Origin of the sequence: Microcoleus sp. T3_D1 (genome assembly GCF_036700405.1) — a bacterium.
Lineage (GTDB): Bacteria > Cyanobacteriota > Cyanobacteriia > Cyanobacteriales > Microcoleaceae > Microcoleus.
In genome coordinates this window covers 1-23,917 of record NZ_JAUBOV010000069.1, presented here as the reverse complement: position 1 = coordinate 23,917, position 23,917 = coordinate 1, and the positions used below count along the sequence as shown (strand labels likewise).

The 23,917-nt window shown below is 44.3% G+C and carries 20 protein-coding genes; 12 read left to right on the top strand and 8 right to left on the bottom strand.

Annotated elements, in window-relative coordinates; all coding sequences use genetic code 11:
- Nucleotides 1–110: 110 nt before the first annotated feature.
- The 5 genes from QT992_RS25005 to QT992_RS24985 all read right to left on the bottom strand — a co-directional run bounded on the left by QT992_RS25005 (nt 111) and on the right by QT992_RS24985 (nt 3,223).
- A complete protein-coding gene (locus QT992_RS25005) occupies nt 111–998 on the bottom strand; it encodes a hypothetical protein (protein ID WP_333377965.1) in 888 nt (295 codons plus the stop codon).
- Nucleotides 995–2,083, bottom strand: coding sequence for a site-specific DNA-methyltransferase (locus tag QT992_RS25000; RefSeq protein WP_333377961.1), 1,089 nt, complete (start codon nt 2,081–2,083; stop codon nt 995–997). Before QT992_RS25000 ends, QT992_RS25005 begins: the two co-directional genes overlap by 4 nt.
- Nucleotides 2,083–2,295 carry a hypothetical protein gene (locus QT992_RS24995; RefSeq protein ID WP_333377958.1) on the bottom strand — a complete coding sequence of 71 codons (213 nt, stop codon included), beginning with the start codon at nt 2,293–2,295 and terminating at the stop codon, nt 2,083–2,085. Before QT992_RS24995 ends, QT992_RS25000 begins: the two co-directional genes overlap by 1 nt.
- Nucleotides 2,296–2,471: 176 nt before the next feature.
- Entirely contained in the window at nt 2,472–2,747 is a 276-nt protein-coding gene (locus tag QT992_RS24990; RefSeq protein WP_333046224.1) for a lipase, read from the bottom strand.
- A 152-nt stretch (nt 2,748–2,899) separates the two neighbouring features.
- Entirely contained in the window at nt 2,900–3,223 is a 324-nt protein-coding gene (locus tag QT992_RS24985) for a transcriptional regulator (RefSeq protein WP_333046225.1), read from the bottom strand.
- A 766-nt stretch (nt 3,224–3,989) separates the two neighbouring features.
- Here QT992_RS24985 and QT992_RS24980 point away from each other — a divergent pair.
- The 12 genes from QT992_RS24980 to QT992_RS24925 all read left to right on the top strand — a co-directional run bounded on the left by QT992_RS24980 (nt 3,990) and on the right by QT992_RS24925 (nt 18,455).
- Nucleotides 3,990–4,322: a DNA primase gene (locus QT992_RS24980; RefSeq protein WP_333377954.1), complete on the top strand. Its 333-nt coding sequence runs from the start codon at nt 3,990–3,992 to the stop codon at nt 4,320–4,322.
- A gap of 383 nt (nt 4,323–4,705) precedes the next feature.
- Nucleotides 4,706–5,950: a helix-turn-helix transcriptional regulator gene (locus tag QT992_RS24975; RefSeq protein ID WP_333377951.1), complete on the top strand. Its 1,245-nt coding sequence runs from the start codon at nt 4,706–4,708 to the stop codon at nt 5,948–5,950.
- A gap of 544 nt (nt 5,951–6,494) precedes the next feature.
- Nucleotides 6,495–10,553, top strand: a complete 4,059-nt coding sequence (locus tag QT992_RS24970) for a plasmid replication protein, CyRepA1 family (RefSeq protein WP_333377949.1) — start codon at nt 6,495–6,497, stop codon at nt 10,551–10,553.
- A 725-nt stretch (nt 10,554–11,278) separates the two neighbouring features.
- Nucleotides 11,279–11,869 (top strand): hypothetical protein, encoded by a 591-nt coding sequence (locus tag QT992_RS24965; protein WP_333150574.1) that lies wholly within the window; start codon nt 11,279–11,281, stop codon nt 11,867–11,869.
- A gap of 236 nt (nt 11,870–12,105) precedes the next feature.
- On the top strand, nt 12,106–12,309 hold the full coding sequence (locus QT992_RS24960; protein ID WP_333162547.1) for a hypothetical protein: 204 nt from the start codon (nt 12,106–12,108) through the stop codon (nt 12,307–12,309).
- Between the two features lie 55 nt (nt 12,310–12,364).
- Nucleotides 12,365–12,910 (top strand): tyrosine-type recombinase/integrase, encoded by a 546-nt coding sequence (locus QT992_RS24955; protein ID WP_015211723.1) that lies wholly within the window; start codon nt 12,365–12,367, stop codon nt 12,908–12,910.
- A gap of 1,074 nt (nt 12,911–13,984) precedes the next feature.
- The gene (locus QT992_RS24950; RefSeq protein ID WP_333377947.1) at nt 13,985–14,602 is read left to right on the top strand and encodes a hypothetical protein; all 618 of its coding nucleotides are present in this window, start codon (nt 13,985–13,987) and stop codon (nt 14,600–14,602) included.
- A 91-nt stretch (nt 14,603–14,693) separates the two neighbouring features.
- Nucleotides 14,694–15,278: a hypothetical protein gene (locus tag QT992_RS24945; protein WP_333377944.1), complete on the top strand. Its 585-nt coding sequence runs from the start codon at nt 14,694–14,696 to the stop codon at nt 15,276–15,278.
- A 100-nt stretch (nt 15,279–15,378) separates the two neighbouring features.
- Nucleotides 15,379–15,726 (top strand): hypothetical protein, encoded by a 348-nt coding sequence (locus QT992_RS24940; protein WP_333204742.1) that lies wholly within the window; start codon nt 15,379–15,381, stop codon nt 15,724–15,726.
- Nucleotides 15,698–16,012, top strand: coding sequence for a helix-turn-helix domain-containing protein (locus QT992_RS24935; protein WP_333291571.1), 315 nt, complete (start codon nt 15,698–15,700; stop codon nt 16,010–16,012). The genes QT992_RS24940 and QT992_RS24935 overlap by 29 nt, the downstream gene beginning before the upstream one ends.
- Nucleotides 16,013–16,397: 385 nt before the next feature.
- Nucleotides 16,398–16,592, top strand: a complete 195-nt coding sequence (locus tag QT992_RS24930) for a hypothetical protein (protein WP_015211718.1) — start codon at nt 16,398–16,400, stop codon at nt 16,590–16,592.
- Between the two features lie 465 nt (nt 16,593–17,057).
- The gene (locus QT992_RS24925) at nt 17,058–18,455 is read left to right on the top strand and encodes an AAA family ATPase (protein WP_333377939.1); all 1,398 of its coding nucleotides are present in this window, start codon (nt 17,058–17,060) and stop codon (nt 18,453–18,455) included.
- Nucleotides 18,456–18,590: 135 nt separating this feature from the next.
- On the opposite strand, the gene QT992_RS24920 is transcribed toward QT992_RS24925, so the two are convergent.
- Genes QT992_RS24920 through QT992_RS24910 form a run of 3 tightly spaced genes read right to left on the bottom strand, consistent with a single transcriptional unit; the run spans nt 18,591 to nt 23,694 of the window.
- Nucleotides 18,591–20,609 (bottom strand): hypothetical protein, encoded by a 2,019-nt coding sequence (locus QT992_RS24920; RefSeq protein ID WP_333377937.1) that lies wholly within the window; start codon nt 20,607–20,609, stop codon nt 18,591–18,593.
- Between the two features lie 31 nt (nt 20,610–20,640).
- The gene (locus tag QT992_RS24915) at nt 20,641–23,517 is read right to left on the bottom strand and encodes a hypothetical protein (protein ID WP_333377934.1); all 2,877 of its coding nucleotides are present in this window, start codon (nt 23,515–23,517) and stop codon (nt 20,641–20,643) included.
- Nucleotides 23,518–23,520: 3 nt separating this feature from the next.
- Nucleotides 23,521–23,694 (bottom strand): hypothetical protein, encoded by a 174-nt coding sequence (locus QT992_RS24910; protein ID WP_325314618.1) that lies wholly within the window; start codon nt 23,692–23,694, stop codon nt 23,521–23,523.
- Nucleotides 23,695–23,917 lie beyond the last annotated feature (223 nt).

The following is a 23,917-nucleotide window of genomic DNA, read 5'->3' as shown; positions in this document are numbered from 1 at the left end:
CAAAGCCTGAAATCCTTGATTTTTTGTTGGTAGTTTTGCTTTGAGATCGGGCTCAAACCCGCATTCTATGGTTGACACTCTAAAACTGTCCGAAGTGTCGATCGAGAACGTTAGCTGTCATCGGTAACCTCTTCATGTGTAGAAACTGGTAATGGTAGCCCTACAGACAACAAAGTGCTTTGCGGTAACTTATTTTCTATCTGCCTTAACATTGCCTCAAGCTCTACTCTTGGACTGGTTTGTAGACCTAGACACTGTGCAATTCCATTGGCATCCGTACTCCAACGCTTATTAAGTTGGATGCGATAGCTTCCAGTTTCTGCTAACAGTTCGTAAGAGTGAAACTGCATGGGATCTCCAAGACGTGCCTCTTGAATATGTTCAAAAGAAAATTCACGTTGCATATAATCAATCAGGCAATCTTGAACTACAAGGACAAGATGCTTGCTGAGATGCTCAAATGTATGAATTTTGTGGTGGAGTTGCATCAAGGTTGTTTTGGCAGTCATCTTCCAGTTCATACCAAACCCTTTTTTCGATGTGGCATCTACATCTCTCACTGTGATGCCTTGCTGTCGGAGAAAGCGCTGCCGTTCAGGCCACACCGTGCCAGTAGTATCAAGGGTTTGCAGTTCAATGCCAGTAAAATCGATGACTTTTCCTGAACGTACAGAAGCGAGGCAGTAGTCAATACTGCCTCCAGGTACGGCAATTTCGGGAATGACTCGAAGTTCGTTACCAGGCTGGTGAAGTGTTAGCAAATGAAGGCAATCAATAAAAATTTGGCTGCGCTCAAGAAGCCGAAATGGACAAATAATAATATTTCGGGCTCCTTTACCATAAGAAACAGTGCAAGTGCCAATGGTAATATCTGGTTCGCTTTTTCGATTCTTAAGACATTTACGAGATAGAAAAGGACAGTGTTGACCAGAAGCAATGTCGCTCCAGTCAAGTGATGGACTCGTAGGATGTCCGTACAATTCGATAACTTTGGTCATAGGAGCAGACTACACCTTTCACGAGCAACAGTGAGATATTCACCTGAGATATCAATTCCAATCGATCTGCGTCCTAGTTGAACTGCAACCTGATTTGTTGTACCTGTGCCTGCAAACGGGTCGAGAACAATACCAGCTTGCGGACAGGTAGCCAGAATGGGAATTTTACATAAGTCTTCAGGATAGGGTGAAAAGTGAAGAGTACGCTTCTGGGTATCCTCTGGCAAGATATCCCAAACGTCACTGGGTTTACTGCCATTTGGGTGATATTTAAGAAAATAAAAACCGCGTTCAGCAAGTTCGCGCGCTCGCCCAGAAACTTTTGCTGAGTCAGAGTGTGTTGTTCGTTGCTGACCGCGAATAATCATACGAAAGTCAGATAATTTACCGGCGCGTACTTCTTCCAAGACGAACTCAAGAGCTTTCAGAGCATTTATACGTTCTGAATCGCTAAGTGCTGTGGACAATTCAATTTGTCGGCGGTAGCGCACACCAGAAACGCCCGTTGCAGAGACTACAGAACCATTGACAACTTTGGCTTGTCCTGGTTTTGAACGAATTGCATCAACATCATAAAAATATCTATCTGCTTTGACAAAATGAAAAACGTGTTCGTAAATATTTCGGAGTTTGTCTTTTGCATTGTCAGGGTTCCCTTTTACTTTATTCCAAATCACACTATTGCGGAGAGTCCAATTCTGTTGATCTATCATTGCAAGTGCAACTCGCCAAGGGAGACCTACCATTGATTTCTGCTGGTAAGCATCTCCAATATTTAGCCAAAAAGAACCTGTTGGCTTAATAATGCGCTTTACTTCACCAAATATTTCCAGCAATTTATTAACGTACTCTTGCCACTTATCTTCAAGCCCTATTCCCCCATTAATGTAAACTCTATGCCCCCAATAAGGCGGAGATGTTATTACACAATCAATGCAATTAGGAGGGAACTGTTTTAAAAGTGTATAAGTGTCACCTTGTAAAAACAAAGGCTCACGTTCCAATGAAATGAGGTAGTCTTTGACCCTACCCATGCTTGGAGGAAGTTCGTTCTCCTCACTCATTGAAATATCGGATAGCTTCATTATTTTAACCCAAGCCGTACTTGGCCTCGATCTAACTGCAACTGCTGACTAATTCGGGTATTGTTAGCTCCCGAATCGGCTGCCAATACCAGTTGAGCGCGTCTGACCAATCCGTAGGGGTTGGTCGAGGAGCGCGCGATTTTTTGGAGTAGCCTCCGTTCGTTGTCTGAGAGGATGACGCTTCTCGCGTAAAGATGGGGCATTATTACCATTGATATTGCTGAGATTCGATAACCTGATTCAATCCAGTTTACACCTACACAGGTTCCTTCTGTTCTAGCTGGTAAGTTATTTCTGCCTTGCTAGAGTAGAAACTTGGTTATTTTACTCTAAGTTTGACCTCAGTTCTTACTTTCCTATCTCAAATTTATCGGTCATTTTTTAGGAACTATTTCATTGAAGCTATAGCTATAGATAGGGGTTCAGCCACTTGTAAGTCTTCAATCAGATTATCAACCCACCCCTGATAAGAGATGTATGGCACCTTAAAAACAGGTCTTAACTCTTCCCAATCCTCCACTTGAAAAAGATAGGGCGCTAACTGTTCTAAGTAGGAACGACCGAACTGAAATTCCATGTTGAGATTCCGAATCTTCGACAGTAATTTCTCTGAAATGGAAAGTTTTTCAAAGATATCTAATTCTGAAATACCCTTAACTGCCATGCTGTCTATTAACAAGACATAAAGCCTTTTGCGGGATGTTATATCCGGTAATAAATCAGCTTTAATACGCTGTAAAAATAAGTCGCGCTTCTGAATTTGTTCGGCAGTTAGCGTGGCATTGAAATATTGAATAAATGGATATTTTTCTCTTGTTAAGATACTTTCCGATACTTCTGCTGTCGTGCTTTTTTTTTACGAGCGATCGCCTCATAGGGATCTTCATCCCCTTCCGCATATTGCATCAACTCTGTCATAGACCAACCGATCGCATAGGCAAACTGGACTAACTTTTGCAATCTGGGATCGGCTTTGCCCTCGCTCCAGTTCACCAGCGTGTTGAATGAAACTCCTGTAATCCTTCCTAGTTCCCTAGAACTACCAACGCGCTCATCCTCCACCAACGCCTCTATTAACTGACCGAGACGTTTCTGGATTCCACTATCGAGCGCTAAATTTTCCTCTACTTTCGTTGACATTCCTGTTTTCTAATAGCTAAGGAGTTGCCGCAGGCATAATTGTATCGCCTGTATTATACCAGAATAACTCGTTTTACAGTCAATAGTATGATTCGCCTAACTTAATCTAAGCTCCAATCGCTAGCCTTAGACGGGATAATGATAGCCACTAATACTTTGACCCAAAACGTAACAATTCTTTACTTGATCAAAGTTATACTCGGCTATATGCTAGTTAAATGATAAATACTTTTATCAGACCCTCTAAAAATTTTGCCTCACCCTAATCCTAGTCGGAATCGCAAGTGAGGCTATTCTACCAGTGGAAGAGATACAGTTGTACAGAAAAACAACCTTAGAATCCCCATTCTGATTTTTTTCTGAACTGGACTCTTCCCAGACATTAAACACCGACGGCTGTTTGACAGCGATAGCCACCGGACCTACTGAAGTTGTCATCTGACTTAGAGTTAACTGCCAGATCGGGCAGACTCTTGACTGTACTTCCATCGGCCGGACTTAACCGACTCTTGATGGCGGTACATCACATCTATCGGCCGAATTGTTGGAGCCGACTCTTGATGATGGTACATCTCTGGCCGACTTGTTAGAGCCAGCTTTTGATGGTGGTACATCTCTGGCCGACTTGTTGAAGCTGCCTTGATGGTTTTTCCATATTAAACCATTAGAAGCACTGAATCAATAGGTATGTCTTAGAATTTCTAGTATTTAAGACATTTGCAGCTCCAACATTCGGCTTCCTCTACCCTTTGGAATAGGAGCCAAAATGCACTACAACGACCTAAGCACCCGCCTGTACCAGGGCTTGTCGCGGATTCCTCAAGACTGGCAACTCTGCCTGCTCGACGGCAGGAAAGTCCCTCAAGGCACGGGCTGGCAGCAAAAGCCACTGACTCCCGCCCAAATGAAAGAAGCCGTAACCAACGGCTGGACGGTAGACAAAGCCGATGGCACTCAATACCGCTGCTACCCCAAAGGCTACGGACTGATCACCGGTACGCCAATTGCCGCCAACGGCGCTGCTTACGTAGTCATTAGGGCAATCAAAGACTGGCAAAAGCAAAAGAACTCAGAAACCGCGAAGACGGAGGAGAGTTGATAGCGATCGCTGACATTTACCCCCAGCCCTGCCACCGCCGCTACTGGGTGAGCGATCGCAACGGCCCCACAGAAGAGCGATTTACTTCGTAATGCGAGAAAACTTTGTAATTAGCAAACCCATCAACCTGACAAGCACGATGGACCGACCATAACAGGTGGAGACAGATCACCCCCATGTCTGGCAAGAAAATCTGCGATAATCAAAACCTTGAGGTTAATATAGACTCTAATAACCTTAGCAACAGCTCCTACGCGGAGCCAAAGCAATCGCAACGGTCACATAAGTCATCTACAGAACCCCGGCTATGCCAAAGAAAATTCTACGAAGAATGCCCCAGTAGTGCAATCACAGATACAATCTATACGGCTGGAGTCACTGGTATGGATTTCTGGGAAATAAGCGAAACCAGTTTGAATGGTCGCAAAGATTTTTCCAAAGGTCGAGTTGAATTGCAAATCCGCGATCGTTTCGACCTAACAGACTTTGCTGAAATTGCCTATCAAGCCAAGGAAATTATCGCCCAGAACTTCGGAGAAGAAACCCTCAAACTGCACTATGCACTGGCAATGATTGCCTTCCGCAAGCCCGAAGTCGGGAGAGAGCAAATTACAGTATCAGCATCTAAACTCCTAGCTGACTTTGGTGAGAATAACAAAAAGAAACACTACATCCCAAAAGCCGAACGAGACGCCAATAGCCAGCCAGCCCGATACCTTTCTAAAGAAGAAAAACTAAGAGCCTTAGCCTATCATGGATATCTGCTAAAACGATTAGAAGTTTCCGTTAAAGCTTGGCGGATACGCAATAAAATATTTACTATTGAACACTCCAATCTCTGGGAGATTTTTCAAATTACCGAGGTGTTTCATCAAGAAAAAAACACCTTGATCGATATTGAAATCACTTATCGCCCTGGCAAATGGTTTGACAAATTTGCAGGTCACGAATACTTGCGGGAATTTGGCTACATTACCAGCGAGGCGCTAAAACTAGATTATTACCAGGAAAAAATGGCTCTCAGACTGGCTTATTTTGCCCTATTTGCCCTGCAACAGCACAAAAGCGGTCGGTATCAAATAGAAACACTGCTGACGCGAATCGGGTATAAGAACGACATAGAGACAGCCAAGAGAAACGGAGTTACTGCCTCGAATTTAAAGCGCAGCTTTGATCGAGGGCTGACAACACTGGGAAATTTTGAATACCCCTACCTCTTTGACTACGAGTCCGATGTCCCTGACTGGGCGCATCCAAACAGCAAAGTTAAAAAGCCTAATCACTGGTTTGAAACCTGGCTACAGCTTAACGGGACTTTACGCCAGCCAGAAGCTCTACCCAAACACCCACCACAACCAGAACCAAAACCAGAGCAACCGCAACCGCCCAAAAGACCCGCCCACAAGCAGAAGTCAGCTCAGCCAGCAGCCAACCTAACCGAACCCATAGCTTTTGGTCAGTGGGTGAGAGAAGCTCGGAAAGCTCTGGGAGAAAGCCTGAGAACAATGGCAAAAGAGCTGGGGATTTCAGCATCCCAGCTATCTCAGATTGAAAACGGCTGCTATCCACATACCATCAAGCCCAGCCTGAAAACCAAGATAATTCGTCACCTTGGCTTAAATGAGTAACTAGCCAACCAAAAGGCATCTTGCATCCAGCGGAAAGACTCCCAATTCAGGGGGTCTTTTTAGCTTTTTGAGCAGCAGAGTGTTTAAACCGCTAAACACCTAAAAAATTGGCAAATTTGCTTGAATCTCTTATCTGACAATGGTTTCAGCGCCTAAACACTTTGGGGGTATTCGGAAAAGTTTAGGGGGTATTCGGAAAAGTTTAGGGGGTATTCGGAAAAGTTGTAAATTTGAAACCTTTGTCCTGTATAGCTTTCAGCGCCTAAAAATCTCCTGAGTAGTTTGAGTAGTTTAACGGAGTGTCACTAACCACAGCAGCCCAGTCAGACAGGCTAAGGATTGATTTCAAATTCTGCCCGATATAAAACGTGACGAGAGAAATTTATCTGAGGTGCTGGAAGCATTGCCGTCAAACCAAACGCACGGGAATTGCCCGCAGCCTTGCTGACACCAGAGAAACACCCCTACCCCTACGAAAAGCCCCCTCAACCCCGCCTAACCGCTTCCGGCTGCCCTTCCATTTGACCAACACCGGGGGTGTCCAATGACATCACCCATCTCCCCCCTGTCCGAATGGCTGGCTTCAGGCGTAGACCCCGACCTCATCGCCCTCAACGTCCAAACCCTCTCAGGCGACACCCCCTACCCGTACCTCCTGTACGAAATCAACGCCGCCTCCGGCAGAGTCCACCCCGACGCACAATGGCGGTGGGCCAGAAAACACTACAGCCACATCGAGCACGGTGGTTGGTGGTGTTCGGGCCTTGACCCCCTCAACAACTGGCAGCCCATGTATTGGGGCTGCTTCAAACCCCACCAGCCCCGAAATACCTTTGACCCCAAAGGCAAAATCAAACCCGTCAAATACGAACACCCCCCCAAAACCCCCACCAGAGCCTTCTTCCTGCAAGTTCCAGACCACATCTGGGCAAAAGTCGCAGCCCGCTACGGTGTCCCCATCAACCCTAAAAACCCAGAGGACTTGGAGCGGGGGAGCAGGGGAGCAGGGGAGCAGGGGAGAGGGGGAGAGGGGGAGAGGAAAGACGAAAATCTCTCCTCTGCCCCTAGCCCGTGCAGCCCCTCTGCGACCCCTACCTCATCCCCGAACCAGCCTCAGTTCTGGCAATGGGTGTGGGACAACAACATCCCCGTCATCATCGTCGAAGGCGTAAAAAAAGCCGGATGCCTACTCACACTGGGCTACGCCGCCATCGCCCTCCCCGGTGTCACCGGCGGTGTCAGAACCAAAACCCCTCAAGGGGAGAAATGCGACCCCTACCTCATCCCTGAACTGCAACACTTCGCCACAGAGGAACGTGAAATCTACATCTGCTTTGACCGCGACAGCAAACGCCAAACCATCCAAAACGTCAACCGGGAAATTGGCAAACTCGGTCGCCTGTTCACAGCCGCTAATTGCCCCGTCAAAGTCATCAACCTGCCAGGGCCAGAAAAAGGCGTTGACGATTTCGTGGTATCGAAGGGCGAAGATGCCTTCAGCGCCCTCAAAAATGAAGCACAAGGCTTCCAATTTTGGCAGGATAGGGAATCATGGCTTTTAACCTATCCCGCGTCTTTAAGGCTAAATTCTCGCTATTTGGGAAAACTCCCCTATCCAGAGTCCGGGTTAGCCTGCATCAAAGCGCCCAAAGGCACTGGCAAAACCCAAGCCTTGACTAACTTAGTCTCACAAGCCCTTGACACAGGCGATCGCCGCGTGCTGATAATTACCCATAGGATTCAACTAGGCAGGGCTATCTGTGCCAGCTTAGGAATCAACTACATCGACGAAACCAGAGACTCAGCCGAGGGTAAACTATTCGGATACGGCTTGTGCATAGACAGCCTCCACCCCCTATCTCAAGCTAAATTCAATCCTGAAGACTGGTTCGGTGCGATCGTCATCATCGATGAGTGCGAACAAGTCATTTGGCACGCCTTAAACAGCTCAACTTGCCGCGAAAACCGAGTCGCCATCTTGCAAACTCTGCAAGAACTTATCCACAACGTTTTGACAAGTGGCGGCTTAGTTGTTGCCCAAGATGCCGACTTATCGGATTACAGCATTGACTACTTAATAGCGATAGCAGGCATCCCTATTTCGCCTTGGGTTGTTATCAACGAGTGGCTGCCCAAACGAGGGCGAGACGTGACTTTATTTGCCACTTCTAACCCGGCATCACTGTATGTTCAAATGGAGAAAATTCTCTCTCAAGAAGTCACTTGTTGTGACCTGGAAAGCCGTGCTGAATGTTGCCCTATAAGCCGTGCTGAATGTGGTGCTAAAAACCCTGGTGAATGTGCTCCTGAAAACCCGGCTAAATGTGACTCTAAAAGCTGTGTTAAATGTGACTCTAAAAGCTGTGTTAAATGTGACTCTAAAAGCTGTGTTGAATATTGTCTGAAAAATCTGGCTGAATCAGACTCTAAAAGCTGTGCAAAATATGGTTTTGAAAACTCTGCAAAATATTGCCATATAAACGCTACTGAAGGTAGCTCTATAAACCCTAGTAAATATCACCCTGTAGAGTTACATCGCCCGCGCATTATGGTTGTAGAAGATTCACAAAAAGTCACGGGAAAATGGTCTTGTCGCAACCTAGAAACACAACTGCAAAAACGCTTTCCTCATCAGCGAATTCTCAGGATTGATAGCGAATCAGTATCAGATCCCAATCATCCCGCTTACGGTTGCATTGACCAACTCAATACACTCATACAAAACTATGACATCATCATCGCCAGCCCGACAATTGGCACTGGTGTCAGCATCGATATCCGAGGTTACTTTACAGCAGTTTTTGGCATCTTTCAAGGGGCAGTAGCCGTCAATGATGCTTTACAAGCCCTAGCCCGTGTTAGGGATGAAAATGTACCTTGGTTTGTTTGGACTAAACAATTTGGTCTGGGCAAAATTGGCAATGGCAGCGCTAGTTATCGAGCAATAATCAAATCTCAGCAGAAAGTCATTAAAACCAATATCAAACTGTTGCATGACGCTGATTTTGACATAGATTTCGCCCACGACCCGATTCACTTGCGGACTTGGGCTTTAATGGCAGCTAGAATCAACGTTGGAATGTGGAACTACAGAGAGGCTATTTGGGAGGGATTGAAGGCTGAAGGGCATCGGATAACATTGTGTCGAGAGACTCAATTACATCGGGAGATTAAAGTTATACAAATGCAACAATTGGCGGCTCACAATTGCCAAGACTGGGATTTATGGGAACAGCTAACTAAGCAAGCGCAAGAATTAGAAGAGGAGTTAGACAACTTAGAAACTGTAGCTAATTGTCTTAGCGATGAGGCAAAAGTAATCAGGGAAGAGAATAAGGTAGCTGAGGCTTCAGGGGTGGCCAATGCTGAAAACATTACTCTGTCTGAATACCTGAAATTGAAGGACAAGCGGGCTAAGACGAAGGCAGAACTAGACAAGCAGCGTAAATATCAACTGTGGGATACTTATGGAGTGCCTATTACGCCCGAACTAAAACTCAGAGATGATGATGGCTGGTTGCCAAAAATTAGCCTGCATTATTATCTAAGTTATGACCCTGAATTTGTCAGATTGCGAGATAAAAATCACTTGGCTGGACATCAGGAAAGGGGTAAAGGTAAGGTTTGTCCCCAAGATTTGCGCTTATTTACAGCTAGGGTGGAAGCACTTAATAAATTGGGAGTGATGGAGTTCTTAAACCCGGACAAAGAGTTTCGAGGGACTGACGCGCTTGTGATAGCTTTTGCTGAGCGGGTTAAGCTATGTTCTGTTGATGTGAAAGACTTTTTGGGCATCAGCGTCAATCCCAAGGCTAAGCCGATGGAAGTGGTGCAGTATATTTTAAGGGGTAAGCTGGGCTTTACTTTGCGACGGGTTCGCCAAGAAAGGTCTGAGGAACGAGATGCTTTAGGTAGGCCCAAACGCATTAGAGTTTACCAGTTTGAGTTTCCCCAGGATGGCAGGGAGGCGATTTTTGAGGTTTGGCAGCAGCGGGATAAAGAGGCAGTGTCGGCGGAAGGTGCACGAGAGTGTTTAGAAGGGGTTTCTAGTGGCACAGGGTCGGATAATAATATAGGGATATCTGAGGTTGTGCCGCCTCTTGGTTTTCCTCAACAAAATAATGAGGTGGGAACTGTCGGCACAGGGTCGGATAATAATATAGGGATGTCAGAGGGTGTGTTTTCTCAGGATTTGCCTCAACAAAATAATGAGGTGGGAACTGCTGGCACAGGGTCGGATAATAATATAAAGATATCAGAGGGTGTGTCGCCTCTGGATGAGGAATGGGCTCACACTACTCAAGTGTTTGGAGTGGAAGCTGCACCCGCAGAGACGTTAACAACAGAAGGGATGGGAGTTGCAGCTTCATATCAGGCGATAGAACCCGAAAATCACGCTATTCCCACTGATGAGGCAAAAGTACCCCAAATGGCACCGTCTGAGCTGAAAGTTGGCTCGGTGGTGAGGTTCTGCGGTGAAGTTCAGAAATATGTCGTTAGAGCTGTTTCTGGGGCTCAGGTAATGGTGAAATCCCTGTTTTCGGGGCAATTCGTCAACACTTACGCACACCGCTTAGAGCTTGCAGAAGGGGGGACAGGATGAGTTATTTATGGCGATCGCGATTGATGCTCAGTATTTATTCAGGAGTTGCCTGCTGCTCAACATACTTTTTAAGTTGCTCATTCGGTAATTGTCACTTCACCCATAACGAAAGCAGTAGCCACTTTATCCTTCCAGCAAGCTACTGCTTTTGTATACGTAAGTTATGCGCTTGCTCCCTCTATAGCAGCGGTACGAAGTTCTAAGCATTGCAGGCATTATTAGTGCAATTTTATGGTTCCATCTAGCGTGCCAAGTTATGGGTGAAATGACAGTAATGTCGGATTAATTTTTGATTAACTTTTATCTCCGCGCCTACCGTCGCGGAGTGGAAGACAGCTGAACTAACAATTCCCGCACCCGGCCTACAAACAAAGCGAGCTACTGAAACCACTTTCCGCAGAGAGTGCTAATTGTGGCGACTGAACGCTCACCCGCCACTGTCCCCTTCGCATTGGCGCCCGTCACGCGCGAGGCGATCGCAAAGAAAGAAAACACAACTTTTCGCTTTCCTGAAACCGCTTAGATCCTCGTACAGCAGGTCGGAGCCTTTGAATTAATTATCAGAGGAGGTGTATTTCTCCTCAGTTAATCATCCAAAAGGCTGAAGTTAATTATCCGTTTTTTCAGCCCGTGTAGCCATGCTGCACCATGTTGTCAACTGTTGCAATCTAAAAAAGGTTAGCAATGCTTACCGCGAAAATTTTGATTGGGAGTTTTCTGTTAATATGACTATCCAAACTATCAACGATGTACTATTTCCCCCTTTCCTTTTTACCACTCTCTTTTGCTTAGCCTCAGTATTCCTGCACAAACCTGAAGCAGCCCAAGAAGAACTCACAGACAATCGAACCCAAGTAAATGTGTCAACAGTCGCAACACCATCCGATGGTATTGGCAGTGCCGTAAATGGAGCAACAATTGAAATTGAGAAACCAGCCAGATCCCATCACACTCGCCATCAGACCACAGGCAAAAAAACACCAAACAAACCAGCAAAACCAATTGATTTTGCCGCACATTCAGGCGCAAGCACAACCTCAGTTCCTGCCGTTAATACTTCAATAATTTCACTTAGGCAAGCTCGCAAAATTGCTAGCGCCATCAAAGCTGCTGCGCCAGAACTGGGGTTCAAGCAAAAAGTTAACGGCTCTGATTCCTCTATTGAATGGTTGCAGGCTCAAATCAAAAATCGGCTGGAAAATTCTCCCCTAATTGTGATGCCTATCATCCTCAAGCTTGCTCCCAAAGCGGTGATTGCAAATACTCTAGCATCTGCTACTTCCGAACTAGGTGAAAGTGCGCGTTCAGTGTCCTAACAGCGAACGAAAAGTTTCTCAACCAACCAGCGTACTCGTTTACCCTCCGAAACTTATAACAATGCCCAAGCCTTCGTAAGGCTTGGGCAGTTCTTTTGACCTGAATAAGCGATTTTCCAATAAAATCCTAATTTTTTATTAAAGGGGAACAAAACTAGCAAAACAACTTGCAAAGTGAATCAAAAAATAGTATAATCAAATTATTACAAGCGCCACTTCTATTTGAGCGTACTGTTATGGCGGCACTTAAACCTGTTACCTTCCTAGACCTCATAGATGCGATCGCCACCTTGCCAATTATCAATTTGCCTGAGAATTTAAGTCAGTTGAGTAGCAATAAAAGCCAATCTAACTGCAATAAAGGACGCGGGCGGAGGCATCCTCGGCGCAGCGCCCCGCAAGTTGCCCATCAAGCGATAAAAGCTTTTCGGCAGACTTGACGAAAGGACTCTTTCGTCCAATAATAAGGGAGCTTTCATTTTGGAGGGCTGCGCCGTGAAGGTTCAAGGCAACGGGCGTGCTAAGATTTTGACGCCCGCCGAAATATCTAGGCTGTTCGACCGGGGTTTTGTTACAGCAAGGGATAGGCTTTTGTTTGCTGTGACCTTTTATTGTGCCTGTCGTATTTCAGAGGCGTTAGCTTTAACAACTCAGGACATTGTTGGCGGTGTGGTGACGCTGCGGAAAGCGACAACTAAGGGCAAGTCAGCAACGCGAACGCTGCCGCTACATCCTATGTTGGCTAAGTTTTTATTGGCTTACAATCCAGATGCGGGTTTTTTGTTTCCGGGGCGAGAGGGTACGAAGCCTTTGACACGCTCTCAGGCAGACTTGATTTTTAAAGAAGCTTGCAAACGGGTAAGAATTAAGGGAGCTTCCACACATTCGATGAGGCGGACAGCACTCACGAATTTGAGCAATGCTGGGGTGCCACTGCGGGTAATTATGGAGATATCAGGTCACAAAAATTTGTCGAGCCTCCAGCGCTATTTAGAAGTGCAGCCGGAACAGCTTGTCAAGGCACTCGGGATTCTGAAGTGAAGCTATCGCGACTTTGGTTCGCCAGATTGTTTCAACAGTTGAAGGGCTCTCCCGTAAGTCTTCTTTGAATTCAGGCGATATTTGGACGCAAGGCTCGCGATGGCTACCCATTTCTTCCCGGATGTATTTTAGCTAAAACAAAGGCAACTGCTATCCGCGACAATCCTGACTGGTTTGAGCCGCCTGCTCAAGAGTGAGGTGTGAATAAGCTTTCCTGACTCTTGAGCTGTAATTGACGTAATCCCCATAACTCCATAAAAACTATCTTACGGAACCAGTCAAAGGGCAGATAGATATATACTTACTGCTGCAAATGCTAGGAAATGCCCAAATCATTAAAAATGACTCCACCAATCAACAAGCCGAAGGTACTTATCAGTGCGACACCAGCAGTAAATACACCGGAATCCTGATTGTCATTACACCCACAAACTGCCAAATATTTACCCCTTAAAAGTTAGATATTTAGGGTAATTTTGGTTGGTAGCGACTACTTACTATATCACTAAAAAAAAGCTCAAATAATTAAGCTATTTTCGGGCGAAAAGCCCTTGTAAAAATCTAGGGATATTCATTGATAGTCAGAAGATTGAACTGACAAATTTATCAGTACAAGACAGGTTTGGCCTTGTCAAAGAGCGGCAGCCCTGTCACGCGCGCGTGAAGAAGGCTCTCAAACACCTTCCATTTGGTTGACGACGTTAGCGCAGCCGGAGAAGAGGATCGCTCGATCTGATTTTTTTCAACCGCTCACGACAATAAATCTTGTTTCTGATCGATCGCGAGCACCTAGGATGACGTAAATACGTCGTTAGCACAGCCGGAGAAGAGGCTCGCACTCAGCCAGCGGGCTGGTCAAAGAGCGGCTATCGCCGCTATTGGGAGTGACCTGCTCATTTAAGTTTCATCCATTCTTAACAATAGCGAACGCATTCACCTAGGAAAGCCTTCATCACGGGCGATCGCCCTCAAAAAAGCCAGTTAGCTGTTAAGAATTAGGATTGACTTCTATTTCAGTTAACTGGCTCCCTTTCAATTAACCACACAAAATTCAAAGAGGGAGGCTATCTCGCCATGAACGGACACAACTTGAATTTACTGCCAGTACCACTACCGCCCATGCTGCCAGAAATGGTGGGTATCGTTGCTGATTCCCGATACTTCGCCATGTTTTATATGGGCAGCAAAGCTACTTGGACTGATGGTAGAGGGTTAGGGACTTTCAGTTACTATGCCGTGTACGAGCCACTTACTGAACATCCCGCTCTCGCCCTCGATCTGGAACCATACCACCTCGGTTCCGATGATGAATTTCCCACCCATGCAATTGTGTGCGATCGCTTGGAAGGAAAGATGTACGTCGGAGATTACCCAGAAGTAGAGAAATTTCTCAATATCCAGCACCCGCCGCTGCCCACTCTGTCACCAGAAGAAGTTGAACAGCAACGGCAAAGGATTGAGGAAGAACTGGCAAACTTTGACATTTCCACTTTCCAGAAGTTGGGGATGTTTGAGTTGTTGGCAGGGCACAATCAACAACAAAAACAGGAGCTAGTGGAATTGGGGCATTGGCTTGACCAACAAGTAACTGAAGATTTGCTCCGGCGATATCTCGAAGCTGCTAATAAAGGTAATTGGACAGCGATTTCTGTACTGCCAAGATTTTTGCAACGCATCCCTAAAAAATTTTGACAACAGAATTATTACCATTAAGCGAACGCAATCTTTCCTTGTAACTATGAGAGAGATTGGTATTAGTGCCAATTCCTAGCAACACTAATTAATGGCCAAAAACTCTGCCTATTTCCGTAACAAAAATAAAACACAGAATCAAGTAGTAGCCATTGGAGAAAGAGCGCTTGTACAATGCGTTAAAAGCTGGTGTCCTCCCAGTTTTGAATCAAGATTTCCAGGGGGAATCATCCCTTTCTGGATTCCTATACTTCCTGAGCGACCGCACTCTGATGCAGAAATTCTCAAGTTTGAACCGCTCCACTATCACTTTGACTTTCGCTTTTGGCATGACCGACTTATCAACTTATTCTTCACAGATGGGCAAACTGCTGAAGATTGGCAAGCACGAGTTCAATTAGCTTGTGAAGTTATCGAAATAAAACAAGTGGTGCGCTTGTGCTACCGCAATATACCAATTCTTTCAGCAGACTACAACTTCTTGCCACGCTTGGAGGAAGCTTACTCGAATTGCTCCTTGCTGCCTGGTAATATTTGCCCCCACAAAGGTTATAAACTTTTGCCAAATACCAAGCACCCTAATTTAGGAACCTGCCCGGGTCACGGCTTAGCATTTAACTTCAAAACAGGGCAATTATGCCGGAGAAAGGAATTTACACAGCTTGATTTCAGTTGATTGATTTAGGGGAATATCGCGCTGCAATTTCTTTATCAAGAAATTTGCCTGAAAACCTGTCAAAAAAAGTCAGGTGCAATCGATTCACAGCTATGAACTTATGTCAATCTTAAAAGGAAGTCGAGATTTGATTTCGGCGCTGTTGCTAAGAGATTTGAAGGGGATGCCACCTTCAATCGAATTGCCTGCTAATTTTGCCAAAATTCACAGGCCGCGCTTTGAGTGCGGGGAGATGGTGCGCTGGACGGGTGTTGGCGAAGAAGCTGATTGGGGGATAGTTATTGGCAAATTTTACAACTGCGAACCGCGCCGGTACTGTTGGATGTGGTGCTACATAATTTGGCTGGCTGCTAATTCCAAGAGCGCAGCTTGGTGTCAGTTTGATACGGCGTGGGAGGAAGATTTGGAGGGGTTTGAGGATGAAAAAGCCGCAGACTTTGACAGATAGAGAGCGCAATTTAATTGCAGCTTACAGCCAATGCCAATTGGGAATGACGCCGAAGCAGTTTTATGGCAAGTGGGCGGTGAGTTACGAGGAAATCGCTTTTATTTGTTCCCGTTCTAATTCTACAGTGCGGGGTTGGTTTAAAAAGGGAAAAAATCGAAGATTTCCTACTCCTGTCGATTTGCGTCATCTGGCAGTAATGGACTTTCTGCTGGAACATTTTGAGGAAATTCCAGAGGCACTGGCAACCTTGCTATGTCGGCTTGCTGAAGATAATAGCGTGCATTAGTAGTGGCGCGTCTGCTTGAAATTAGGGCATTGAACAATTGCCCGTGTTTTCTCAAATTGATAAACTTCAAAGCGTTTCACGGAGGCCCAGCACCCGTTATGGATCAAAGAAACTCTTTCTCCCCCTCTCCCCTTCTCCCCTTCTTCCCTGCGAGTTTCTGAGGAGATTTCTAATGCCTCATTTCCAAATAGACGCGCCACTATTGTTTGTGATTTTATACACATCAAGCCTTTTCAGCATCAAAAGATAATTTGAGCTGGTTTCAGCACAAATATAGTCAATTGTCAATATCACCGTGACCTGTCTTTGACAATATTGTTTCAATTAAGGTAATGGCAGGTAATCAAACACAAACACAATTTGTTACTGTTATCAGGAGGTTAAAATGACCTATTTTGAGAAGTTGCACCCGTGGTGCTTAATTCGCTTACTTCCTAATTGCCAGCGTATTGTTGTGGCGCGATTCCGCAAGAGAAACGATGCAGATGAGCATCTGCGGGTTTTGCAACGGTTGGTTAAACATCGCACATTTGTGATTATTTTTGATAGTCAAGAACAGCCAGTTTTGCCTCAAGATTGATGGGCCAAGCTTATTTTGAAGTCGAATTAGTCAAAGTACCTGCATTAGATTAATAACTCCGCTTCTCCACAATTTCTCCTAGTTATCAATCCAACTGATAACTGGGAGAGTTTTTGATGGGTGCATAAGTCCTAACTATGGAAAATTTGAGTAGCAGTCAAATCAACAGAACAAATTATACAAGACTTACGCCCCAAGTGTTTAAATACACTATTGGTAGCGGTAAGGTGCTTATGGCTCACCCTACATATAGAGGTTATGCGTAAGTCCTGTTAGAGTTATTATTATCGTCTCCATCAATTATAGGACTTACGCATTGTAACGGTGTAACAAGGCTTTGCGATTACTTCGCGACCCTCGTAATGACAGAAATACGTTGTTCTTGCGTAAGTCCTGAATTAATTATTGTGTAAATTTCAGCTACCGCTGATTAGTGTTTGAAAGATAGTAGAAGAAACCAACCCTATGATTCAAACACTGGTAAAACCGAATTTTCAATTAACTTCTCAACAAAACAACGCCCTCCAACTCCTCGAACAATTTGTAGCAAGTTCTAAACGGGTATTCGGGCTATTTGGATATGCAGGTACGGGAAAATCAACCCTTGTCAACCTGGTAGCAGAACAATTAGTCAGCGCCGGAAAGAGAGTCGCTTTCACCGCTCCCACCAATAAAGCTGTAGGCGTATTGCGACGGATGGCTGCTGAAAAAGGACTGAGAGGAGTAGACTTTATGACCATCCACCAGCTATTGGGGTTAGCTCCAGTCAAACAGGGGCAAAATAAAATCCTCAAACAAGTTTCTCCTTCTTTCCTTCACCTGTACGACACCATTTTTCTCGATGAGTGCAGTATGGTTACAGCAGAACTGTGGAATATTATTCAAGAAAGAATTGCTAGCGCTTTACTCATCGGCAGCAATCGGCAGCTTATTGTCATGGGCGACCCCGCACAATTGCCTCCTGTTAATAAGGGCGAAATAGAAGAGAAAAAATCTCAATCCTTCAGCGTGCCTGAAAAAGCCGTTTTAACAGAGGTCGTCCGGCAAGGTGCGGGCAGCCCCCTGCTAGAATTCGTAACAGCTTGCCGCACGGCTGTCAAGAGCAAAGAGGCGTTCAAACCCTTCTCCAAATTCAGCTTTGATAAAAAAAACGGAGCCTTCTTAGTCAGAGAAAAAACGCTGCTGAAATACGCCTTAAAAAAGTTCTCTTCTACTTTCCCTCAAGACCCTGATTGCTTTCGCATCCTCTGCTACACTAACGAGCGCGTCGCCTACTGGAATAGCAAAATCAGAGCCAAAATCTACGGAAAAAATGCTCCCAGATTTATTATTGGAGAGAGGTTGATTGCTAAAGCTCCCGTTATTGCTCCCGACGGCAAAACCGTCATCCTGCCCACATCAGCAGAAGTGGAAATTGCCGAATTTCAAGAGGATAGGTACTCTGGCTATAAAGCCTGGAATCTCCAGGTTAAAACCGATGCAGGCGACCAACGCCAAGTTTACATCCTCCACGAAAGTGACGCTTGCCGATTCCAACAGGACAATGCTAGGTTGCTGCAAAATGCTAAAAGCAATCCGAGCTTATGGAAGGCATGGTACGACCATTGTGAAATCTTTGCAGATATGAGAAATTGTTGGGCAATTACTGTACATAATTCTCAAGGCTCTACTTTCACGGAGGTGGGAATTGATAGCAGTGATATCGGCAGGAAAGTCGCTACTAAATTGCTGTACCTCGCTCGGGTTTGTCCCAGTCAAAAAACTCAATTTCTCAAAGAGTACCGCGACAGCATTCGAGCGCACAATCAGCTTATGTACGTGAGTTGTAGCCGTGCGAAGCACCGGGTTTTTGTTACTAAGTGAACCCATTTTATATAGGGTGCGTCAGATTGAACGGTAAGGGGTTGAAATTTCTGGTTGATTATCTGACTCACCCTACTTTTTTTACTATGGCGGGAGACATTTGCAATATTTAGAGATTGCATTTGAATTCAGATTTTATCTAAAAATAGTCTCAATCTGGACTGCTAGCTGTACGGCTTTTGGCCACCCAACGTTCAAGTAAGATTCTAGTATTTGAATAAAGTCCGATTGCAGCTCATTTCCCTCTAATAAAATCTTTTTGTGGTCGGCTAAAATTCTACTAAGTATTTCAATAGTACGATCTGCTGCCAACCGTTCGTTGACAAGTCCTGCCGATGCGCTAGCTAATGTTGCTTTTCTGATCCAATAAAGGCTACGCTGAAGATCCAGGTCTATAAAATGCTCCAATCCCTCGATTAATTTAAACACGATACCTGGGTGAGGTATGGCAAGCAAGGCTTCAAGAATAGGCTCTACAGTCTGCCACCATGCGCTTATTTTTGCTTCTTTATCATCTGTTTGAGCGCTAGTCCATTGTTTAGCGTGTCCTTCGGCTGAAAAGTCAAATTCAGTTGCCACATCATAAAAAAAGTCAGAAACCTTTTTAACCCAGGGCGCTGGCTCGTTTGAGCCATCAGAAGGTGCTCTATTTGTTACCTCTGCATAGTAGACTCGAAGTGCTTGGTTAGCTGCCTCTAACAGTTGCAAAAGGAAATCCTGAACTCGTTGGTGTTGTTCGACTGGAATAGGAGGTTCTTTTGGCGATCGCGGCAGAAGTTCGTGAACTGCATTCCGTTCAGCACCCTTTAATTCGTCAGCGTTGTCTGTAATAGAGTCAAGAGCATTTCTGAGAGCTTCACTTGCCCATGTTTCTCCTTCAAAAAACCACAAAGCAGTTAACAATGCACCGCAATGACTCCGAAGCTCCGCTGAATTACACAAGCGAGCAGCCGTTAGAAGTTTGTTAAAAAATTGTTCAGCACGAGCAGCATCACTGTTGCGGAGCCACCCATACCAAGATGGATGTAGAGTCTTACGGAGTACACCAATAGTTCCTGCACGGTTGGGAAGCTCGTTTAACCAACGATCCAAGGTTTCCCAGACGAATTCTGGCCACTTGTTGAGAAATTGCCAAATTTGTTCGCCCAGACAGGAACGTACTTGCGGATCTGGGTCATCCGCGAGACGGCGGAGTAAGTCTTTCCATTCAATCGGAAGCGAGTCTGTTTTAATCGCAAGGCATAAAAATCCCTCTACGGCAAATATAGGTGGTTTTTGCCAGACAGATGGATCGCGATCAAAGTCTTCTAAACTCTGTGGAGATGGAGGGGCTGAAGGGGTCTCTATAATTATTTTTAATTGTTCAAAAAGATCTGATTCTGCTTGGTTGTTTAAGGGAGTTGACTCGCAAGCACGTTGATATAAATTTTTCGCCTCTTCTAGTTCTTGCAAAAATACATTAGGATTACCAAATAAGTCAACTGGTAGCTGCTCGTTTGGGGTATATTCTGGATTACCGAATGAGTCAACTGGTAGCTGCTCAACACGAGTATATTCAAGCTGATAGGTAGGTCTACTATATAAATTTTCATTCCCCAGATATTTGCTTAAAAATTCTTGGGTTTCTGAACTCCGCTTTTCTTCGGGGATGCTACTCAAAATCCGAGCTATTTTTGCTAATAAATAGTTATTGGCGTTTTCTGTTTGGCAATCAAGCGCTCTCTTTAATAGCAGCGATTCAATTTGGGAAAATTTTTCATCAGTTAATTCGGAAGCAAAAGCTTCGAGACAATTTTGGGCTAATTCTTGAGTTTCTAAACTCAGAAGTATTTCTGGGTTTAGTAATAGCGTCCAAATCCGCTGGGCGTAAAAGTCAGGAGCAGAAATAGCAGCAATTAACAACCTCCTCCAAACTGCTGCTAGAGCATTTTCAGCAATAACAACATCCAAAATAGGCTGCCATTTTTCATCGGGTTGGTCGGTTTTTGGTAACTCTGTCAGATATTTTGACCAACAACGTAACATTTTTACTTCATCATCTACCAACAAGCTGTTTTCTGCATCCCAAATATGGCTCCCATCGGTTTGCAAGCGTCCCTCATGACCCTTCAGAGTAATTGTCTCAATTAGCAGGTTATTTTCTTTCGGTTGCATTTTCTTGTATCTCAACTTGCTCATTATATTGTTAGCTATCTTCATCCATTAAAATTTGCTCTTCTAACCTTTTACGAGCTTTTGCTACAAGAGGGTGTTTAGCAAGCTGAAGATCCTCCTTTTCTTTTCGATTGTAAAAATGTTTGATAATTCGGATGAGCGCACGGGTTGCCTCTGTTGGGTGGTTGGACAAAAATTGAGGGAATTTTTCAGTAAGGATATGACGGGCTAAGTCATAGTCTTGTTGGCGAGTGCTTGTTAATGAAAAAATCTGACTAGGAGTCATAGCAGTTGAAGACTGGCTAGTTTCATTATAACCAAAAACAGCATCATATACCTCGCGTGCTAAAACCGGATCTGCTTTCCAAATATCTTCGATGTGGCTCACTATCTCATAAATTTGAATATAGCCCGCCCGTTGAAGCTCATCATAACTAATAATTTTACGAATTATATTAGATGAGGCAGAAATATCGGAAGAGATAGTTCGACATATGCACTCTATAGGAAGTCTAAAAAAAGAGCTGGGTGGAACACCTTGACTCCAATAAAATTGTAAGAGAGCACTAGCTGCTTGATTGAGCAGTAGTTTAGCCGGTTCGGACAGAGTTTCTAAAGCATTAGATGCAGAAAATAAAATTGGTTGATTAACGTTGATTAATTGGGAATTACCTGTTTGGATAAGATCGCGAGCCAACTCAATCCACCAGTCACCTGATGTTGATTTAAAGAGTCTAGGTAAAGAGGAATATTGGGCAGCAGTAATAACGCCCTGTATTATCTGCTTCCAGTGCTTGTTATCCGGATCATTCCGAATAGTACCATCTAGTAAGGGTTGCAAATCATCACGGCTGATAGCCTCTTCAGCTATTACTAAATATCCAGGTAGTTTTTGAAGAACTGAAACTGAATTGCGTTCCAAATCGAGTAGCGTCTCCCAAAAATAATCTCTTCCTTGGTTCCAAGTATAACGATGAAATAGCACGAGGCTTGGTCGCAGAAATAAGCCCCAAGTATCAGATCGAGTGAGTTCATTAGCTAAATTTTCGTGTCGCGAGCGCACAAAAAGTCGTTCGGCCAGATAATCGAAAAGAAGGTGATGATTAAATTCAATACGTTTTGATTCAGGTAAACGACCAGGTAGTGAATGAGGGTGACGAATAAACTCTGTACTAAAGAGATCTCCATTTAGGTCCGTTGTCCATTTTTGCTTTGGAACAACTTGTAGAGTTTGTTGACTTACCATTTGCTCAATGAGAAGTTCTAAAGCTTCCGTTATTTCCTCGCGACGATCGTGTGATTCAACTCGTTGAATCCAATAACGCTCGAATAGTTCTGCTTGAGTAGAAATCCCAGAAAGTTGAACTGCTGATTCACCTTCTGCAATCAGTTTACATAAAAGATCGAGGCTAAACAAATTGCGGATAACTTCGCGAAGCTGAGGAATTTGATCTAAAACGGTTTGAATCTCTGGAAAATAACTGATTACTTCGCTTAACTCATTGTCATCTAAATCGGCAATAAAAAAATGATTTACTTTATTTAAATCTTTATGGCGGAACTCTAAGGATAGAGTTTCTTGCAGAGCAGGGAATTTTTCTCGTAGAGTACCGGAATGTTGCAGGTCAAAGTAACGAATAGAGGCAATTACTTTTATACCCCTGTGAAGAGCTAGTGAAAATAATTTTTGGTATGCGTTCATAGCACGAGTGTCACGCAAACCATCAAGCCCATCTACGATTAGAGTAGCTCCTGCGCCTGACGCTGCCTCAGCGAACAATCCCATCCAAGAATGTTGTAACTTTAGAGGAGTTTGTATTTCTGGTGCAGAATGATATGGCAAAGAGTCTGCCGCCCAATACCAAACTCGTTCGCCAGAATCTCGGAGTTGATTGGCTAGAGTTAGCAAACAGCCTGTCTTACCTGTTCCCGCTCCTCCTACAACTAAAAATGATTGTGTCTTTGCTGCTTCAAGCATTACCTCAACTACTGGTCGAGTAATTGGAAGTTGTTTTCCACCAATAATCAGTTTTGCTCTCCCCTGGCTTTCTTGATATTCTAATTCTGTAGCCGAATATTCCTGTAAGCGCTCGAAATCAAGACGATAATCGTGACTGTCTTGTAGAGTGACTCCTTCACCTTGTAACCTTTGTCGCAGTGCTAATCTGTCTTGTGAACCTCGTTCAGCCTGCAAATCATCAGCTAATGTCTTAAGGGACTGTATCACTTGAAGTATTTGAGCGGAGTTAGTTAATAAACCATACTGAAGTGCATCCACAACTCCAAAATAATCTGATTCGTTCTCTCCCAGACGAAGTTGCTTGATATAAGTATGTCGTAAGAGGACTTCTTTGCTATTAACTAAGTTTTGAAGCTCAGGATTGTTTTTTTTAGCATCCTCTGAATGTAAAGTTTGTAGTAAATTATCTAAGTCCTTAATATTTTCTTCATCCGTGTTATAAGCTGCATCGATTAAGGGACTTCCAGTGGGCAGTTGGCGATATCTTTTTAGAAATTTGCTTAATTTCTCTAGATTGCCATTAGTGTTTTCATAAAAGAGAACAAAACGTCGTTCTACTCCTGTAACCGGTGTTTTTTCCAATTCTTTATAGAATTGAATTAAAACAGATGCCCATTCACTGTTAGTCTTCGTAGACAAGCTCATGCTGGTTTTACATTGTCCATAAATTTTACCGTTACCAGTAAGTTCAACACGGAGATCGTCGATACTATCTTTTGTTTCACAGTAAATTCGCTCTGCTATTGAGGTAGCAGGAAGGTCAAATTCTTGTCCAATAACTGGAGTTTGAAGAAGGATACGAGCACAGTACCAGGCACTAACTCGGGCTTGGAAGCGTGCTCCGAGAGACATTGCTGACCCACCAGCAGTTGATTTTTTACTGGTCATTGGCTATTTCCTCCTTTTGCGGGGTTTTTCTTCGAGAACATTGCTTAAAAAATAGATATCTAAGGCATTGCCTAATAAATCAGTGGGGGGTTGATAGTTGGGGTCATTTGCCAATAATTCTGGATTAGGCGATCGCCGGCTCGATGTTACAGGTGGCGAAGCGAATATGCCCAGCATTTGGTATTTACCAAATAATTGATAAGTCTAACACAAAACAGGGTAAAATAGATTCACCGCTTAAAGTTACGGGGTTATCTAAACATTCTACTTCTGAGTTAGGATGAGAAATATAGGCTTGGCGATTTTTCCTATCAATCAACCATTAAGTAGGTAGGCGGGAAAAAACCAATCTATGTAACAAAATATTAAGTTACCTAATTGGAGTTAAACTTAAGACGTT

Excerpts from the sequence above, each read along its gene's own strand:
- QT992_RS24950 (WP_333377947.1), top strand. The coding sequence starts at position 13,985 with ATGAACGGACACAACTTGAATTTACTGCCAGTACCACTACCGCCCATG.
- QT992_RS25005 (WP_333377965.1), bottom strand. The coding sequence starts at position 998 with ATGACCAAAGTTATCGAATTGTACGGACATCCTACGAGTCCATCACTT.
- QT992_RS24990 (WP_333046224.1), bottom strand. The coding sequence starts at position 2,747 with ATGGCAGTTAAGGGTATTTCAGAATTAGATATCTTTGAAAAACTTTCC.
- QT992_RS24985 (WP_333046225.1), bottom strand. The coding sequence starts at position 3,223 with ATGTCAACGAAAGTAGAGGAAAATTTAGCGCTCGATAGTGGAATCCAG.
- QT992_RS24935 (WP_333291571.1), top strand. The coding sequence starts at position 15,698 with ATGAAAAAGCCGCAGACTTTGACAGATAGAGAGCGCAATTTAATTGCA.
- QT992_RS24910 (WP_325314618.1), bottom strand. The coding sequence starts at position 23,694 with ATGCTGGGCATATTCGCTTCGCCACCTGTAACATCGAGCCGGCGATCG.
- QT992_RS24975 (WP_333377951.1), top strand. The coding sequence starts at position 4,706 with ATGGATTTCTGGGAAATAAGCGAAACCAGTTTGAATGGTCGCAAAGAT.
- QT992_RS24925 (WP_333377939.1), top strand. The coding sequence starts at position 17,058 with ATGATTCAAACACTGGTAAAACCGAATTTTCAATTAACTTCTCAACAA.
- QT992_RS24970 (WP_333377949.1), top strand. The coding sequence starts at position 6,495 with ATGACATCACCCATCTCCCCCCTGTCCGAATGGCTGGCTTCAGGCGTA.
- QT992_RS24945 (WP_333377944.1), top strand. The coding sequence starts at position 14,694 with ATGGCCAAAAACTCTGCCTATTTCCGTAACAAAAATAAAACACAGAAT.
- QT992_RS24965 (WP_333150574.1), top strand. The coding sequence starts at position 11,279 with ATGACTATCCAAACTATCAACGATGTACTATTTCCCCCTTTCCTTTTT.
- QT992_RS24915 (WP_333377934.1), bottom strand. The coding sequence starts at position 23,517 with ATGACCAGTAAAAAATCAACTGCTGGTGGGTCAGCAATGTCTCTCGGA.
- QT992_RS24960 (WP_333162547.1), top strand. The coding sequence starts at position 12,106 with ATGGCGGCACTTAAACCTGTTACCTTCCTAGACCTCATAGATGCGATC.
- QT992_RS24995 (WP_333377958.1), bottom strand. The coding sequence starts at position 2,295 with ATGGTAATAATGCCCCATCTTTACGCGAGAAGCGTCATCCTCTCAGAC.
- QT992_RS24940 (WP_333204742.1), top strand. The coding sequence starts at position 15,379 with ATGTCAATCTTAAAAGGAAGTCGAGATTTGATTTCGGCGCTGTTGCTA.
- QT992_RS25000 (WP_333377961.1), bottom strand. The coding sequence starts at position 2,083 with ATGAAGCTATCCGATATTTCAATGAGTGAGGAGAACGAACTTCCTCCA.
- QT992_RS24920 (WP_333377937.1), bottom strand. The coding sequence starts at position 20,609 with ATGCAACCGAAAGAAAATAACCTGCTAATTGAGACAATTACTCTGAAG.
- QT992_RS24930 (WP_015211718.1), top strand. The coding sequence starts at position 16,398 with ATGACCTATTTTGAGAAGTTGCACCCGTGGTGCTTAATTCGCTTACTT.
- QT992_RS24980 (WP_333377954.1), top strand. The coding sequence starts at position 3,990 with ATGCACTACAACGACCTAAGCACCCGCCTGTACCAGGGCTTGTCGCGG.